This window comes from Polynucleobacter hallstattensis, from assembly GCF_018881835.1.
In the GTDB taxonomy this organism is placed as follows: domain Bacteria; phylum Pseudomonadota; class Gammaproteobacteria; order Burkholderiales; family Burkholderiaceae; genus Polynucleobacter; species Polynucleobacter hallstattensis.
The window spans coordinates 532204-550154 of record NZ_JACVPO010000001.1; the positions used below are offsets into that span (position 1 = coordinate 532204).

The following is a 17951-nucleotide window of genomic DNA, read 5'->3' on the forward strand; positions in this document are numbered from 1 at the left end:
TCAATTTCTTTTCCAAAGAGTAAATTCTACACCCCGGATAATTACAGATTTGTGTATTTTGAAGTTAGCATTAGCGCGTTCAAATAAGCACTTTTGAATATTTGGCATATTTTCATCAGAAACTATGTTTAAAAGGAATATAGTTTTAGTGTCAGGCACTGATTCTGTCAGCAAATAATCTGAGTGATCCACACCCACTGGGAAATATCTAATATTTACAAAACCAAGGCCAACAAGCGTTGGCTGCATAAATTCGTTAGAAGATACAAATGCCTCCCTATTTACATCATCGAAGAGTGATTTTAAAGCGATATATCTAGAATCAGAGTACTGCCCCAAATCACTTTTTTTATACATTATCTTGATATCTTTAAATAAATTATGGCTAAGCGTAGGGCTTACTACGTGCTGTATATTAAAATAGTGGAAAACTTGTATTAAAAAAACAGTAGTAAGTATAAGGCTTTCTATAGTTAATTTACTAACTGATTTATTCTTACTTAAATTAGAAAAACCATTTATGAACCCAATTATTAAAACTGGAATATAGTAGGAATGATAGTGCGTAACAAAGCCAATTTTTTCAGCGCCTCCAATTGTTACCAAATAATTCGGAGCTAAAAAAATTACACTTAAAAGAAAATACTTCCAAGAAAATAAACTTATTATTACAAATGGAGCGCATATTATTAATAACCTTAAGCCTAAAATTGATATAGGCATTTCCGGGTTAAATAAATCTTTAATATTAGATATAATTTGAGCCGCAGATGTATTTTCACTATATGGCGAATTTTGAATATTATATTTCCAAAAAAAGTAATTGATTACACCAATTATTCCAATTAATAATACATATTTTTTTTCTTTAATTCCGATTAAAAATAATGCCAATAAAAATGCACCCCCCATCAGAGAGGTTCTTTCGCTAATTGAAAATAATAGTAATGAAATAATGATAATTAAAATATTATTTAAATTATCATTATTTGAAATATACAAATAATATAACAACAAAATTAATGGTATATATAATCTGTCGAAATAATACTGACCAGACAATGACCCCAACAGAGGTGGAAATAATAAGAAAATTAATACAATTAATATTTTTTTTAAAATACTAAATTTAAATTTAGAGGCAATTAAGTATATTAATAAGAATGTAGAAAATGAGGCTATTGCGTTTATTACTGCAGAAAAAATAATTGGTGGGATATTTGTAATTTTTATAATCACTGCAAATATATATGTGACCAAATAAAAATGATAGTTACTAAAAGACCAGTTTTCATATTGATTTATAAAATCATTACTACAGTATTCCTGAAAAGGCCTTCCTATAAGACTGTATAAGGAATATGCAGATGCAAAGACCTTTGATCTCATATCCCCAAAATCAGAAACTCTTTGAATGAGATCTACGTATCCAGCTGAATCTCCCGCCATATGAAAGTACCTAAGGTAATTCAAATAAGAAATTAGCGAAATAAAGATTATGGATAAAAGGTATATACTTATTTTCTTCATTTTTTACTTTAGTTAATTTTACTTTATTGTAATATCTTTTTATAATATTAACAATACCACCGTTCTGCTCACTTGGAATTCTACTAAAATACCCGGTATGGAAAAAATCTCTGTTGTAATTCCTTGCTATAAAGTTACCAATAAAATTTTAAATGTCATTAATTTAATAGACTCGTCAGTTTTAAAAATTTATGTAGTTGATGATTGCTGCCCCGACAAAAGCGGTGACTTTGTAAAGACATACTGCGAGGACAAGCGGGTAACGGTTTTGTACCACAACATAAATCAAGGGGTGGGTGCTGCTGTAATGTCGGGCTACCGCGAAGCCATAAAAGATGGCATGGAGATTATTGTCAAAGTTGATGGTGACGGCCAAATGAACCCCTCTTTGATCCCTAATTTTATAGATCCGATTGTTTGCGGGGAGGCAGATTACACAAAAGGTAACCGCTTTTATAATTTGGAGGAGATAGGGTCAATGCCAAAAATTCGATTATTTGGTAACGCCTGCCTCTCCCTGATGACAAAACTCTCTTCTGGGTACTGGCAAATATTTGATCCAACAAACGGCTTTACTGCAATCCATGCAAATGTTGCTCGTCAATTGCCTCTTTCAAAAATTAGTTCCCGCTATTTTTTTGAAACCGATATGCTTTTCCGTTTAAATACTCTGCGTGCAGTAGTTGTTGATGTGCCGATGAACGCTGTCTACGAAGATGAGGTCAGCAATTTAAAGATACATAAAATTCTTCCCGAGTTTATTGCCAAGCATTGTAGGAATTTTATGAAACGTATTTTTTATAATTACTTCCTTAGAGATATGTCTCTGGCTTCGATAGAGCTACTTATTGGAGTATTCTTTATTCTTTTTGGCTTAGTTTTTGGCGTTGCTAATTGGGTCAACTCCAAACTAACAATGACAAATACTCCAGTAGGTACTGTCGTTCTTGTGGCCATAACTATCATTCTAGGTACGCAACTACTGTTAGGGTTTCTGGCTTACGATATAAATTCAATGCCTTCGAGATGTTTGCATAAAATAAAACGTTTTAAAACATGAACTATTTGAGATTTTTAAAAGAAAAAGCTAGGGGTTACCCACTTACTAAGGTTCTAAGGTTAGAAATTGAATCCCTAGTTTTTGGACTTTTAAGCTATATTCCGACGACCCTTGGTGTCTTAGTGCGTGGTTTTGTTTGCAAGCAATTCTTTTCTAAATGCGGGGGTTTCCCGTGGATTCAGCCAAGAGTGATATTTGTTCATACAGAAAAAATATCGTTGGGTAAATTTTTTGGAGTTAATTCAAATTCATATCTCAACGGCTATGGAGGCATTGAGATAGGTGACCATGTACTTCTTGGCTCGAACGTAACAATTTCCTCTGGCATTCACCCAATAGATGGCTGTGAACCCCCAATAATTACCAGGCAATCTATACCCTCTAAAATAACGATTGAGAATGATGTTTGGATTGGCTCAAACGCAATCATCATGCCGGGAATTCATCTAGCCAAAGGAACTGTTATTGGCGCCAATTCAGTTGTGACAAAAAATACACAACCCTACTCAGTCAATGCTGGCAATCCGGCAAAATTTATTAGATACAGAAATAATGTTTAAGATTTCTTGGATTCAATTTGCGCAGTTGCTTGCTTATGCAGCAATTATGGGCTCATGTCAAATAATAATGGCCAAGGCCTCCAAGCAAATTGGAGGAAATATCGCAGAAAGCAGTCTTGTTTCAGGCATATTTTCAAGCTACTGGCTTTTTATGGCGCTCTTCATTTATGCAATTGCAACAGGAATATGGCTTCTAATCTTATTTAGCGTAGACATAAGGATTGCATATCCCATTGCATCGACATCTGTAATATTTGCTAGCCTGTTACAGTCCTATCTAGACGGTAGATTTCCCCCGACAAGCTATTGGCTAGGCATCATCACTGTTTTAGTCGGACTCACGCTGATAAACCAAAGCTCAAGGTGACTCGCACATTGAAATTAGCAATCACTGGAGGTAATGGCTACATTGCCTCGCATTTAACTCGTTTAGCCCTAGACAACGGCCACTCAGTTCTTACTTTATCTAGAAAAAAATCAAGCCAAAACTCAGCCGAATGGATGTCATACGACTTACTATCAAATGAGCCAATAGACTTACCGAAGGACATTGATGTAGTAGTGCATCTTGCTACATCGAGCATTGATTCTAAATCAATCTATGAAAAAGAAATATTAGGCGCAACTCTATTGCTAGATGCTTCACGGAAAGCCGGCGCTAAGTTCATCTTTATTTCCAGTCAAACTAGCAGTCAGGACTCCCCCTCTCTTTATGGAAAACTAAAATTTGACATTGAGTTATTGGTTCAAAAATTTTCAGGGGTAATTATCAGGCCTGGACAAGTTTATGGCAGTAAACCTCAGGCGCTCTTTAAAAGGTTAATAATGATTGTTGCCAAACTCCCCTTACTGCCGTACTTTGTAAAGTCGCCGAAAATTCAGCCAATACATGTCGACGACTTGGCGAATGGAATTATTAAGATTTGTGAAATAACACAGAATCATAAAAATATATACTGCCTAGGAAGTACTGAGCCAGTATCTTTCAACACCTTCCTGAAATCTATTTGCGTAAATCGATTAAGAATTTATCGTGTATTTTTCCCAATACCATCTTTTATGCTATTTCCATTCATAGCAATCTTCGGAAAATTTTATCCAAGCTTAATGCAGCTCCACTCACTCTTTGTATTACCTAGAATGGAGACCGAGGCTGATCTGAAATCAATCAATTTGGTTTTAAGGCCGCTGGCTTCAGGCATGAATAAATCTGGAGATGGGCAAACAAGAGAGATTCTTCAAGAAGGCCTTGCATTTGGGAGGTATCTTTTTAATAACTATTATTCTTACAGCTTTTTAAAATCCTACCTTTTGGCCATTAAGCAATTAAAAGGGGGACGGTCTTTATCACTCCCGCCCATATTTCTCAAATGGCCAATGTTCATTTACTTTATTGAAATTAATCCGTTCTTTAAATCCAAGTTTCTTGATGAACTTAAATCTAGAATTGCAATTACCTCTTTAATAATGGAGGCAAGACCATCTGGAGCAAATATTTTTTTAGGATTAGGCTCGAAAAATACATTTTTAAAGAGTTTTTTCGGAATTGCAAGCGCCCTTCTCTCTGCATCCCTAATAAGAATTCTTGCCACAATTGCTAGTCCTGTTGTCTACTTGAAATATAAATCGCTAATTAACTCACACCATGGATGATCCGAATTTTGATGTGATTATCATCGGGAGTGGTCCTGCCGGCACTTCTGCTGCATACCCCTTATTAAATGCAGGCCTGAAAGTATTAATGGTTGATGGGGGCAAAGAAGCAACCAACACATACCCTCAAGAAAGTTATCTGACCTGGCGTCAAACTGATACTCTCCAGCATTCACGAATGATTGGGGAAAATAATTATTCTCTCGTACATCTCAAGAGCTCATCACCTAAAATGAGAATACCAGGCCTATCTTATGCATTTAATGATTTTGCACAAGAAAATAATAGCTTAAACGATCGAAGTATTGCAATCAGCTCTCTTGCAACAGGAGGACTTTCAAATGTATGGGGATGCGGTGTTGCAACATTTTCAGATATCGAATTAAGTCAATTCCCCTTTGATCCCGCCGACATTAAAGGATCATATGCTACCGTTTCAAAAAGAATCGGCATCAGTGGATGCAATGGTGACGATCTCTCCAGTTATTTTGGGGTTGATTCATGGGCACAACCTCCAATACAACTGGACCCTATTCATCAATTTTTAGAACAAAGATATAGCTCCAGAAGCTGTGGCCAAGGGGATAAGATTTTTAGGCTTGGTAGGACTCGCCTTGCAACCCTGAGCCAAGCTCATAGGAATCGCCTTCCCTGTAACCTATCTGGCAACTGCCTTTGGGGCTGCTCAAGAAAATCCCAATACTCTTCAGCATTTGAGATAGAGCCCCTAATGAAGTTTCCCAATTTCTTTTTTGAGCCAGACTTAAAGATAGATAGCATTTCTTCAAAAGAAAAATTTGCATCCATTCATGGTGTTGAGCTTAAGACCGCCTTATTGAAGTCGTATACAGGTAGAAAGATTTTTATTGCAGCTGGCACCTTGCCCTCCACCAAGCTATCCCTCAATCTTTTGAAACTCTATGACACAAAAATACTTCAATCCTGCCCTACAGCTGGTTTTATGGCATGGATACCAAAATTTTTAGGTCGCAATAGAGTCGATTCATTTGGATCCGGTCAATTAGCCTTTCACATGCTGGTTAATAATAAAGTTCCTGCATATGGAGCCACATTCTCTCCCCAAGGAATACCCGTATCTGAATTTTTAAGACACGTTCCACTCGCCCCAAGATACGGAATTTCTTTTCTTCGATCTTTGCTAAGCTCTTGTGTTGTTGGAAATTTCTTTTTACCAGGAGAATATGGTGGCGGAAGCGTTAAATTACAAAAGAATGGAGATTTAGACGTATCCTATAATCCCAAAAATGAAGTGGCAGATCTCATGAAGAATGCAAACAAGATTCTCAGCTCTAATTATAGAAAACTCGGGGCCTATCTTATTCCTGGAAGTTTTACAATTGGTCAGCCAGGCGGCGATATTCACTATTCCGGTACGCTACCAATGAAAAAAAATCCAGGGATAGGAGAAACAAACTCGCTGGGGCAGCTTACAAACTTTAATAATGTTCATGTTATCGATGGCTCATGTCTAACAAGCCTTCCAGAGAAACCACATACATTAACAATTATGGCTAATGCAGATAGAATTGCTTTAGGCACACTTACCAGCTTACTGTCAACATCAAAAAAATAGTCAGAAAATGATAGCCATAAAGACTTTTTCGAAAGAACATGTAGATGAAAATATTAAGTTAGGCGCTAGCGAATATACCTCTCAGGAGGTACTCAACAAAGAACATCTAATATGGAAGCATATACTTCCCCCTGCAGGCCCCTCAAAGTTTATTGGCGAATATAGCGCCGAAGGCGCCTTGACAGGACGTATATTTTTACAGCGACGCAATTTCTATTTAAAAGATAACTTATCCGCCACAGGCGCTACAGCAACGGATTTATTAATTGACCCCAAATGTAGAGTTGCATCTTCTTTTATTGCAATTACGAGGTCTATCAAAAGCCCAGAAGAAATAGATATCATTTTTCACACATCAAATGAAAATAGCGATATCTTTTATCGAAATCTATTCAAATTTCCAGTAAGATTTTCACTTACTGCCTTAGGCCTTCCTGTCGATATTTACGAAATGGTTAAAAGCAAGTGGCCAAACCTAAGCGCAATCAAAGCGCTAAAAATACTTTCGATCCCATACAAAACTCTTCTAGTTATTTTGGGAGAAATCTTAACTAATTTTACAAAAATAAACTTTTCAAACGAACCTATAGATCAAGAAAATATTTTTTCTCAATTTAAAAAGCGGGCTGGTCCGCATTTTGAGAGGAGTAAAGAATTCAATTACTGGAGATTTAATAGTGGCCCCATCTTTAATGGCGCAGTATATTGGGCTTGGAAAGGCAAAGAGTGCCTAGGTTATCTGGTCTTTAAAAAAACTGAGCTAAAGCATATAAATTTCTATGTTCTTATGGATATAATATTTATAAGAGACTTAGGTAGACTTGAAAAAATTTGCATTAAGTTTTTAATGGTCAAAATTGCAATACAAAATAATTGCGATGCATTATTTATGATGGTTAACCTAAAAAATAGCAGCCTAAACTGGCTTAAAGGCGCACCATTTTTCAAGATTCCGGATAGATGCTTGCCTCACGCAACACCAATTTTTATACACACTAAACTGCCAGAAAATATGCTTCATAAATATGAAAATATTTTTTTCACGCTAGCTGATCTAGACTATTTTTAACTAAATTATTAAGGAAAATGTATGACATCAATAAGCCAAAAAATTATTGAGCTTGCAATAGACGAAATTAATCTTGACCAAGATCCCGATAATTTAATTTCTAAAAAGGATGAGCAATTACTCCTGAATGAATCAAGCTCTATTGATTCCCTTACACTAGTCAGATTACTTATAACAATTGAAAGATTGGCGGAAGAGGAGATTGGCGAGGCCGTAGTAATAGTCGATGAGTCGACATTTGACTCAACAGTAAGCCCATTTGGGACTGTTGGTAGCCTTAAAAATCATATTAAAAATATTTTAAAGTCATAGCATGTCATGCATACTTATTACGGGAACAAGCCATGGACTAGGGAATGACTTGACTAAATATTACCTAGATAAAGGGCATATTGTTTATGGCTGCTCACGAAGCGTTCCAACTTTATCTCATTCAAACTATAAGCACTTCATTTTGGACATTAGAAACCCGCTTGATGTAAGTGCAATGTTTAGTGATATAAGAAAAATGGGGAACCCTATAGAGATTCTAATAAATAACGCCGGTATCAGTCAAACCAGCTTAACCATCGCAACCCCTGATGAGGTTGCGACAAATATTATCCAAACAAATCTATTGGGCACCTACTTTGTTACTCGAGCAGCATTAAAAGATATGCTGAGATCAAATTATGGTCGCATAGTTAATTTTTCATCGATTAACCTTCCCCAAGGTAGCATAGGTAGCGCAGTTTACAACGCAAGCAAAGCAGGAATTGAGGGCTTGACAGTTGCCCTTTCGCGAGAATTTGGTCGCGCTAATATCACCATCAACACAATTGGTTTATCGCTTGTATCGAATTCCGGCATGTTGAAAGAGCTTTCAGAAAGAGCATCCCTCACAAAAAGAGAGCAGCTGATCAAGGGTGAAATACTGAATATTGAAGAGATAATTCATGCTATAGACTTTATTACCTCCCCTATTTCAAAAAATATCACCTGTCAAAAAATATATTTTGGTGGCGCATGAAAATCTCGCAGGTAATAACTCACGTTAATGGTAAATGGAAACAGAATTGCTATTTAATTTATAACAATAAAAACAATGCTTTAATAATTGACCCAGGAAGTGATCCAGGCGGCATTAAAGAATTAATTACCGAATACAATTTAAGCCCTTTGGCCATCTTAAATACACATGCTCACTATGATCACATAGGCGCAGTTACTGCTCTCATTGAGCTGTACGGCATTCCATTCTATCTAAATGAGAATGATCAAAAGCTTCTAAAACAAGCAAATCTCTACAGAATCCTTTTTGAATCAAAAGAGGTTATTAAAGTACCCTTATTTGATCAAAATTTGACTCAAGAGCCGATTTCTTTTCTTGCTACTGATTTTAATGTTGAGCCAATATTGACTCCGGGCCACACTCAAGGCAGCGTTTGCCTAAAAATTAATGATTACCTTTTTACAGGAGATACATTAATGGAAGGGGGGGTGGGCCGAACCGATTTACCTGGTGGCGACAAAAATCAAATTTATAAAAGTGTTGAAATACTTAGGTCATTACCACGTGGCACAGTTGCTTTTCCAGGGCATGGACACCCCTTTCTTTTAAATAATTTTTTTGACAAATCATGATAAATACCAGTCTAGATGTTGGCATAGAAGGCATTGAGTTTTTTTTGGGTCAAATTAAGAGTACGAATGTTGATCTATCTTCTGAAAATCCTGATTGGGATTTTGATAAGATAATAGAAAGAGCTGGCGTTTACTCAAGGCCTCTTGCCGAAAAAGGACTCACGGCATTAGACTTAGGTTACCAAGCAGCAATCAATCTTTTTGAAAGTCTTCATACTAATTTGAGTGATATTGATGCTCTAATTTTTTGCACACAAACACCGGATTACTTACTACCATCGAATTCAAGTCTTTTACATGGAAAACTTGGGCTACCTTTGAATGTGATGGCCTTTGATATAACCCATGCTTGTTCTGGATTTGTCTACTCCTTAGGTATCGCAAAATCTCTAGTAATTTCAAAACTAGCTTCTCGTATCTTGGTAATAAATGCTGACACCTACTCCAAACTAGTTCACCCAAGAGATAGGTCGACCCGCCCCTTATTTGGTGATGGAGCAACAGCCACTATTATTTCAAATAGAAACATGCAGCTAAAAATTCAGAACTCCTCTTTCGGCACCGCTGGAAAATATGCTGATAGATTTATAGTTAAAAACGGGGGAAGCAAGAGTGGCATAAATAAACCAAATTCAAACCAGCCCATAGAAACTATAAACGGAAAAATTATTAGTGAAAATTACATTCAAATGGATGGTCTTGGGCTATTAAGCTTTTTTAACAGCACATTACCTAAATTTATCCTAGATTTTTTACGAAACGAAGATGTAGATATTTTGAAGATTAAGTATTTTGTTTTTCATCAAGCAAGTCGTTTGGCATTAGACGGACTCTCTAAGAGTCTTAAAATTCCTTTTGAAAAGATGATTATTGATATGAGAGATACTGGAAATCTAGTTTCTGCTTCTATCCCCGTTATCCTTGCAAAAATGATGAAGGAAAATAAATTTCAAAATGGTGATTTAGTTCTTCTTTGCGGATTTGGAGTTGGATTATCATGGGGCGTTACACTGCTACAAGCCTAGGAGATTTTTGTGTCAAATATTGATTTTTTAATTGAGCGTTTTTCATTGAATCCAGATAAAGAAGCAATTATCTGTCTTGATAAATCAATTACCTATGGTGACTTAAATAATTTACGTCTGAAAACTACTAATCGCTTAATAGAAGCAGGGGTTAGTACAGGCATGCCCGCAATACTGAGAGCGGACTATTCACCGTTATCTATAGCAACGTTAATGGCGCTAATTGAAATTGGCTGCATTATTATCCCCTTAACTCAAAGCAGCTATGAAGCCCTAGAGCAATCAATTAACGATGTATTTCCGCAGATTTTAATCTCTATAAGCGATGAAAATTTACTAATTGCGAAACTTCCTCAGCACAATGTTCCATCGCTGTATTTGGAGCTTCATAATCGCAAATCACCGGGGCTAGTTCTATTCACATCCGGCTCCTCAGGCAAGCCTAAAGCTGTTGTGCATGATTTTTCAAAATTACTTGAAAAATTTATAGAGAAGCGACCCTCTTTCATCACATTAAATTTTCTACTATTTGATCACTGGGGGGGCTTAAATACTCTACTTTATGGTCTTTCTAATATGTGCTTAATTGTTATCCCAACCAATAGATCACCTGAATATATATGCAACCTAATTTCTTCCCATAAAGTCGAGCTTTTACCAGCGACGCCAAGTTTTCTTAATATGATCCTGCTATCCAAGGCATACGTTGGAAAAGACTTTAAGTCCCTGCGCCTAATTACTTATGGCGCAGAAACAATGCCTGAATCAACTCTAAAAAATCTACGAAAAAACTTTCCAGACATTGAGTTAAGGCAAACCTATGGAATGATTGAGGTAGGTGTACTAAGAGCCAAATCCAAATCTCCTGATTCTTTGTGGATCAAACTAGGGGGCGATGGCTATAAGCTTAGAGTGGTTGATAATAAATTACAAATAAAAGCAACCTCTGCAATGCTGGGCTATTTAAATGCTGAAACTCCATTTACAGAAGACGGCTACATGATAACCGGTGATTTAGTTGAGGTAGACGGTGAGTGGATAAAAATCCTCGGAAGAGATTCTGATCTAATTAATGTTGGAGGACAAAAAGTATATCCCGCCGAAGTAGAAGAAGTGCTTTTAGAATGCCCAGAGCTAATTGATGCCGTAGTATTTGGGGAGAAAAATACACTGCTGGGTATGGTTGTTTGTGCAAATATTATCTTGGATAGTGGAATGGATGAGGCGGCAGCAAGAATCGCAATTCGAAAGTATTGCGTTGATAGAATGCAGCCATATATGGTCCCGGTCAAATTTAACTTTGTTAATACCATTGAACAGTCTAGTAGACTCAAGAGAGTTCGACGCTTCTAATTTTTTTAATGAAAAATATCTCTTTTTTTTTATTTGCCCATCAAGACGATGAATTTGCTGTTTATGAAGAGATTTACACCTCAATTCTTGAAGGTAAAGTTGTCTACTGCGTCTACATGACGCGTGGAGTAAAAGGGGCTTACTCTTCACATACAAGGAATCAAGAATCTATTTCAGTATTAACCCATCTTGGTGTAAAAATAGATAACATTATTTTCGCCGGAGACATCCTCTCAATTGATGACGGCGACCTATTCAAATCGATGGATAAAGGTTATGAATGGATCCATGCATTCCTGCGTGAATACGGGCCTAATATCACAGCGTTTATGCCTTCATGGGAGGGCGGTCACCCAGATCATGATTGCTTACATGTCATTTCAAATCGAGCATTAGAAAATAGATCAAACCTTAATGAAAGCTACCAATACCCTCTTTACAATAGAGTCAACTGTAGAGGGCCCTTTTTCAGAGTTTTATATCCAATCTACGCTAATGGAAAAATTATTTTAAGAAGAATTCCGTGGAAACGGAGATTTCAATACCTACATTACCTTACTTTATATGAATCACAAAGGAAATCATGGATCGGGTTACTTCCGTTTACACTTCTACACTACATAGTTAATGGAACCCAAATTCTTCAATCAAATTCTCCAATATCTACAATAAGACGTCCTCACATAGGCACTCTTTATTATGAATATCGTAAATTTAATTCATGGGTTGTGGTATCAAATAATATAAATATCTTTTTAAAAATATACCCCAGCCTCTTAAGGGATTAACAAAGACATAATTATCTAGAAATTATCTATTTAGATGATTGGTTAACCAAACCTACATACACTCCATTTGATTCAAATAGCCTTGAGCTTATCAAATGACATTGTGTAGAAAAATTTCTTTCATCAGCTTGTATCTGCGATGATGGGCATACAACAATGTTAACGCCAAGCTTTTCAACAGCCGCTGCCAAGTTATTTGGAAAGCTATTCATAACATTAAAGGCTTCAGCAGAGTGCCATGAATAAGCTATTGTATTTTGAGGATAATAATAATAAACCGGATCGTACCCGTACCCAATTAATAATATTTTAGAATTTTTATACTCTGGAAATTTATCAAGTATCTGACCAGCTACTACATAAGGACGATGCAGACTGATGTATCCAGATCTTAAACTTTTATCGTAATAAATTTCATTATTTACAGGCAAGTAAGTAGATGCATATGGTATTTTTAAAATATTTATACCTAAGGTCGTTATTAGTATTATTTTTAATAAATAATGATTTATCTTTACATGGGTTATAGTCAGTATAAATGAAAGATATATTAATACCAATCCAGGATAAACATATCTTAGATATGCCTGAACATAAAACATAGAAACTATGTAAAAAAGTCCACTTATAAAAATTAAAAAACTGACTCTATGCTTGGTAAATTCTTTTACAGAACTCAAGTAAAACCATAGCTGAAATGGTATAACTAAAAACATAATGATACCAACCGTGCCGTTTACAGAAAACTCGCCGTAGCGTTTTGATTCAAAAATTGAATACCATATATTTGCTATACCTAATTTATTCACATAGAGAGGGTGATAAAAAGCTGATTTACTCCATAAATCAGACTTAAATATTTCATTCATTAATGGAAATACTGGATTTCCAGTAATAACATAAGCATATATGTACGGAATTGAACTGAATAATATAAATATAAGCCCGAGAATAATTACATTGTCATGCACAGTTTTTTTCTCTTTGTAGAACAAAAAGTAATAGGCCAATATTGCTGGAAGAAAAAGGACTCCAGTAATTCTCATGGTGCATGCGTAACCAAAAACAATAGCCAACATTAGCCACTGCACTTTTTTGTCTATCAAAAAAGAATAGGAAATTAATATAAAGAAAATATAACAAGGCTCAACAAAAGAAGATCCAACTAGGTAGAGGTTTATAGGTAAGCTTAAAAAACATAATGCAAAAATAACTGGAAGACTGAATTCGCGATGATACCTTTTTGCAATAATATATAGCTGCAGTGAACTTCCAAGAATAAATGATGTGTTAAGAATTCTTATTGCTTCTTCACCTCCAAAAATATACGTAGGCACATAGAGCATTTCAACGCCCATAGGCAAAACCGACCAAATATATTCTTTAATGTCATAGTTCCACTTTAAATTATCAGCAATTAATTTCGGAACATTTAAGTGCATTGAAAGAGCATCATGCCCAAGGTCCGGCAATACTGTGGCCATATAAATATAGCCCATACACAGCGCCAAAATAAATACCAGAAGAGGTGTAATTTTTATATTAGTTCCAATTACTTCCTTGGCGCTTAAGTATGTTTCTTGGAGATCTTCTCCAACAATAAAAATATAAAATATCGTCAATAGAAGAATATAAAAAAATCCAGAGTTGATTTGAAAGTGACTCGAGATTGTCGCTATCAAGCCTATAGTTGATAGTCCTACTGCTGATTTTTCTATGGCATCACTTGAATTAATGCTTTGACCGCATAATTTGTAAATCTTCTTGCCAATTAGATAGCTTGTAAGCCAAGTCATCATCACCGTAGCGACAGCGCTTATGCCACAATAATTTATAAGCATTAATACAAAAAATAGAGCTAAATATTTAATTTTGTTTTTTAAAAAAATTAGTATTGCACTTGTTACTAATGAAAAAATAAAAAAATTTTCATTCGATAACTTGTAATCAATCCACCATCCCCTGTTAAATGTAACCACAACAGCTGTTAGTAATAGAAATACAAGCAATAGCCCATTTATAGTCTTATTATTCAATTAGAGTCTTTTCATATAATTTTTTAATCTATTTTGCAATGGTCGCTCTAAAATAACGACGATTGCATATGATAAAATACAGGTTGTTACATAAGAAATTGCAAAGAATTGAAAACTTCTCTGTTGATCAAATTGGAAAAGTAATAATATGAAATACCCTACTGTAGTATGTAGTAGATAAACGATGTATGACATATCTCCAAGAAGCAAGTCTAAATTACCGCTTTTGACATTGCAATTTGACACGAGCACAAAACCAGTAAAGATTAATGAAATATAAAGACCATACCTCCATGGATATGATGGAATATAGATCCAAACCAAGCAATGAAGAATCCAAAAAAACATAGCTACTTTTAAGTTTGCATATTTTGAGAAAAAATTTCGATTGAAATAGATTGCTATACCTATAGAAAATGCAAATAGGGCACTCCAGTATCCAGAGTATCTTGCCCCAAAAGAATCTAGGTCAATATTTAATTTCCAATTTATTCCAGCTGTAATAATAATTGCTAGATATGCGCAATATCGATTAGTAACTATTAAAGGAGCAAGCAAATAAAAGCCAACTTCTAACCCTAGTGCCTGCGATACAGGTACCAACAACGAGCTTGTTTGAAATATTGGGATTAATGTTAAATTAAATAGTATTCCCTGTATTCCATTTGGCTTTCCAAATTCTGGATTTAGGGCATTTAATGGAATTGAATTATTTATGCATAGTTTATATATAAATATTCCAATTACCAACGAAATTATATAACCCGGATAAATTCTTATTACTCTATTTAAATAAAATCTTTTTATTCCATTTTTCGAAAATCCATAGTTCTCATTGAGAACATATCCCATTAAATACCCACTTATTAAATAGAATCCCCAGACTGCATATGCTGCAGGCCCGTGAATCATCCCGGCCCATAAATGACTAATAGAAACTAGAAATGCCAAAAAAAATCTAAATGATCCTAGTTTCATGTCTCATATTTAGCAATTGAAGAAATGCTTTTCATTATTAAATTTAAAGGTGATGCAAATGATATGAATTGTTTATTTACCCAGTGAATACTCATATGAATGATGTAAAGATGTATAAAGCGGAACTCTCTCTTTAACCTCATAGGATAAATTAATGTCTATCTTCTTCAGAATTTCAAGAAGCTTTCTAGCAGATGCCGAACTACCCCAAGATTTTTCAGCGAATATTAATCCTGCATCACTTATTTTTGCCCAAAGAATTTCATCTTCGTAAAGCAATCTTATATATTCAGCATATTCTTGCGGATTTTCAGCAATTAGGCAATTGTCTAAATGTGCTAATTCCATCCCTTCAGTCGCCAACAAACTAGCAACAACGGGTAAACCTGCTGCCATTGATGACGCTATCTTACCTTTTACTCCAGCCCCAAAACGCAATGGCGCAATCGAGACTCTTGCCGAGTCTAAAATGACGTTAAGGTTCTCTACATATCCCTTGATAATCACATCATCACAAGCTAAGTCGTATATTTCTGCAGGGGTATTGCTTCCAACGACTAAAAGCCTCACGCCAGGAAGCTTATCCCGAATGATGGGCATTACATCCCTTACAAAAAACTTTACCGCATCGATATTTGGCATATGCTGAAATCCGCCTGTGAAAATAATATCCCTTCTTTCGCTAAATATTTTCTTTGTCCCAACCGCTTCAATAATTAACGGTAACGTTTGGACTTCTGCTCCCGGGACTTCTTTCCTTAAAATCTCTGACTCGACCTCACTAACGCTAATAGTTAGATCCACTTCTTCGACAATTTTCAACTCCATTTTCTTCATTTCGGCAGCAAGAGCTTTCTTACCTGGGGAATTTTCCAGCATGGCCTCTCTCATCATCCTTACATGATGTAAATCGATGGTGTGAAATAGGATAGATGCCTTAGGCGCCCATAATCGAACAGCCGAGATATAGTTTTGAGCTACCTGCGGTCTTATTAGCATTACGACATCATGGATATCACCCATTTCTTTCAAATAAGTCTTTACACTTTTAACATATGGCTTATAGAGAACTTCAATGCCCAAACGCTGAAGCATTGGCGTATAAATTGTATTAAATAGCAGGTTATCTTCGGGAATAAACGTAATCCTGAATTCCATTTCCTTTAAAAGCAACATCATATTGAAAGCCAAAAGGGAGCCTGCATCCTGATCAGGGGTTGGTATGCAATGATCAATAATTAAAATATGATTTTTGAATTGTCGGTCTTTTGCATTATCTACATTAATTCCATACGCTCCATTTTCAAGTAAAGCTTTGCTCCATTTTCTGTAGAATTTTTCTTGATTTTTCAGCTGATAAGCCTTCACGCCCTGCTGAATGTCTACGCCCGAAGTAATGCCCTCATGATGTATGAGCATTGAAAGTGGTTGGTATATGGTTCTTAAACCTAAGTTCCTTATCTGAAAAGCTAAGTCACAGTCTTCATAATAAGCAGGAGAGAAATGTGCATCAAATCCACCCAACATATTAAATAGCTTTGTTGGCACAGCAATTGAAGCGCCCGAACAGTAATCTACATCCCTAGCGTAACAATATTTTGGTTCATTAGCGTCTTGGTTTCTTCCATAGTTCCATGCACGTCCATCTGCCCACACGATTCCACCTGCCTCCTGCAAGGACCAGTCGGGGTATAGTAACTTTGATCCAACAAATCCAGCTTTAGGAATATTTTTGAATGTAAGGATAAGTTCTTCTAACCACCCAGGCATAACCTCAGTATCGTTATTTAGAAAACACAAAAACTCACCCTTAGCTATTTTCGCCCCTAAATTACAAGAGCCAATAAATCCGAGATTTACTTTATTTCTGGTGAAAACTAGATTTTCAATATCCTTAAATAAATTGGGCGTGTCATCCGGAGAGCAATCGTCAATAATTATTATTTCAAATGGAATTTTTGGCGGATAGACAGAAATTGATATTAGGCACTGAATTGTATATTCCAGCTTTCCATACACGGGAATTATTATGGAAACAAGAGGCTTGCTAGACGTGGGTATGCGAGATAACTCGTTTTTAATTTCCCCTTTATTTAGCTTAGATTTACCTTTGATCCTCCTAGCAATACCCTGCAGGGGAAATTTAATTAAAAATTGATCTGAAAAAAATTTATTACTTAATGGACGTTCTTCAGAAATTCCATATTTTACATAGTGGAGTAAGGGATTTAGCCCAGATATATCAACATCAGAGTATGCTTTTAAATACCATCCACTATCAAAAAATGGATTTGGCCACCTTCCCTCTTTTGCGCCAAATTTAATATAATGATCTATTGGATTTAGTTTCGAATTATTGATATCAGCATAGCGAGCCTTATACCAAGATTTATCGAAAAAATACTCCAAGTCTTTTCTTAATCTGTAATTTATCAGGGAATAAAATACTACTACCGGGTATTTATGCACCCCTCTCAATAATTTTTGAAGTATTGGATATTTACGCGCCACTCTCAATAATTTTTGAAGTATTGGATATTTACGCGCCACTCTCAATAATTTTTGCAGATAAGTTCTAATTTTATTATTTTGATGCATTAATAATGCCTATAAGCTTAAGATATGCGGTTTTTTAGTTGCCAATAATTTTGTACTTTTAATAATTCAAGAGTAACTTAGTCT

At 35.6% G+C, this 17951-nt stretch carries 15 protein-coding genes and 1 pseudogene; 12 read left to right on the plus strand and 4 right to left on the minus strand.

Going from position 1 to position 17951, the window contains the following annotated elements; all coding sequences use genetic code 11:
* Complete coding sequence (locus ICN26_RS02770; protein WP_216266702.1) at nucleotides 1-1449, minus strand: DUF2079 domain-containing protein; 1449 nt, start codon at nucleotides 1447-1449, stop codon at nucleotides 1-3.
* 178 nt (nucleotides 1450-1627) lie between these two features.
* Between ICN26_RS02770 and ICN26_RS02775 the strand changes: the two genes are divergently transcribed.
* The 12 genes and pseudogenes from ICN26_RS02775 to ICN26_RS02830 all read left to right on the plus strand — a co-directional run bounded on the left by ICN26_RS02775 (nucleotide 1628) and on the right by ICN26_RS02830 (nucleotide 12255).
* Nucleotides 1628-2590, plus strand: a complete 963-nt coding sequence (locus tag ICN26_RS02775) for a glycosyltransferase family 2 protein (protein WP_216266704.1) — start codon at nucleotides 1628-1630, stop codon at nucleotides 2588-2590.
* A gap of 392 nt (nucleotides 2591-2982) precedes the next feature.
* Nucleotides 2983-3138 (plus strand): annotated as a pseudogene (locus ICN26_RS11115) (DapH/DapD/GlmU-related protein); the annotation flags it as partial.
* 4 nt (nucleotides 3139-3142) lie between these two features.
* Nucleotides 3143-3517 (plus strand): DMT family transporter, encoded by a 375-nt coding sequence (locus ICN26_RS02785; protein ID WP_216266707.1) that lies wholly within the window; start codon nucleotides 3143-3145, stop codon nucleotides 3515-3517.
* 8 nt (nucleotides 3518-3525) lie between these two features.
* Nucleotides 3526-4803: an NAD-dependent epimerase/dehydratase family protein gene (locus ICN26_RS02790; protein WP_216266710.1), complete on the plus strand. Its 1278-nt coding sequence runs from the start codon at nucleotides 3526-3528 to the stop codon at nucleotides 4801-4803.
* The gene (locus tag ICN26_RS02795) at nucleotides 4796-6397 is read left to right on the plus strand and encodes an FAD-dependent oxidoreductase (protein WP_216266711.1); all 1602 of its coding nucleotides are present in this window, start codon (nucleotides 4796-4798) and stop codon (nucleotides 6395-6397) included. The genes ICN26_RS02790 and ICN26_RS02795 overlap by 8 nt, the downstream gene beginning before the upstream one ends.
* Before the next feature lie 7 nt (nucleotides 6398-6404).
* A complete protein-coding gene (locus ICN26_RS02800) occupies nucleotides 6405-7466 on the plus strand; it encodes a hypothetical protein (RefSeq protein ID WP_216266713.1) in 1062 nt (353 codons plus the stop codon).
* Between the two features lie 21 nt (nucleotides 7467-7487).
* Nucleotides 7488-7778 carry a hypothetical protein gene (locus ICN26_RS02805; RefSeq protein WP_216266716.1) on the plus strand — a complete coding sequence of 97 codons (291 nt, stop codon included), beginning with the start codon at nucleotides 7488-7490 and terminating at the stop codon, nucleotides 7776-7778.
* Between the two features lies 1 nt (nucleotide 7779).
* Nucleotides 7780-8475 (plus strand): SDR family NAD(P)-dependent oxidoreductase, encoded by a 696-nt coding sequence (locus tag ICN26_RS02810; RefSeq protein WP_216266718.1) that lies wholly within the window; start codon nucleotides 7780-7782, stop codon nucleotides 8473-8475.
* Nucleotides 8472-9089 (plus strand): MBL fold metallo-hydrolase, encoded by a 618-nt coding sequence (locus ICN26_RS02815; protein ID WP_216266720.1) that lies wholly within the window; start codon nucleotides 8472-8474, stop codon nucleotides 9087-9089. The genes ICN26_RS02810 and ICN26_RS02815 overlap by 4 nt, the downstream gene beginning before the upstream one ends.
* Nucleotides 9086-10114, plus strand: a complete 1029-nt coding sequence (locus tag ICN26_RS02820) for a 3-oxoacyl-ACP synthase III family protein (protein WP_216266721.1) — start codon at nucleotides 9086-9088, stop codon at nucleotides 10112-10114. Before ICN26_RS02815 ends, ICN26_RS02820 begins: the two co-directional genes overlap by 4 nt.
* Before the next feature lie 9 nt (nucleotides 10115-10123).
* A complete protein-coding gene (locus ICN26_RS02825; protein WP_216266723.1) occupies nucleotides 10124-11467 on the plus strand; it encodes a class I adenylate-forming enzyme family protein in 1344 nt (447 codons plus the stop codon).
* 8 nt (nucleotides 11468-11475) lie between these two features.
* Complete coding sequence (locus ICN26_RS02830) at nucleotides 11476-12255, plus strand: PIG-L deacetylase family protein (RefSeq protein ID WP_216266725.1); 780 nt, start codon at nucleotides 11476-11478, stop codon at nucleotides 12253-12255.
* Between the two features lie 26 nt (nucleotides 12256-12281).
* Here the strand turns inward: ICN26_RS02830 and ICN26_RS02835 are convergent, their stop codons facing one another.
* From ICN26_RS02835 to ICN26_RS02845, 3 genes are all read right to left on the minus strand, one after another.
* Entirely contained in the window at nucleotides 12282-14291 is a 2010-nt protein-coding gene (locus ICN26_RS02835; RefSeq protein ID WP_216266727.1) for a glycosyltransferase family 39 protein, read from the minus strand.
* On the minus strand, nucleotides 14292-15269 hold the full coding sequence (locus ICN26_RS02840; RefSeq protein WP_216266728.1) for an acyltransferase family protein: 978 nt from the start codon (nucleotides 15267-15269) through the stop codon (nucleotides 14292-14294).
* A 72-nt stretch (nucleotides 15270-15341) separates the two neighbouring features.
* Nucleotides 15342-17867 carry a glycosyltransferase gene (locus tag ICN26_RS02845; RefSeq protein WP_216266730.1) on the minus strand — a complete coding sequence of 842 codons (2526 nt, stop codon included), beginning with the start codon at nucleotides 17865-17867 and terminating at the stop codon, nucleotides 15342-15344.
* Nucleotides 17868-17951: the final 84 nt, after the last annotated feature.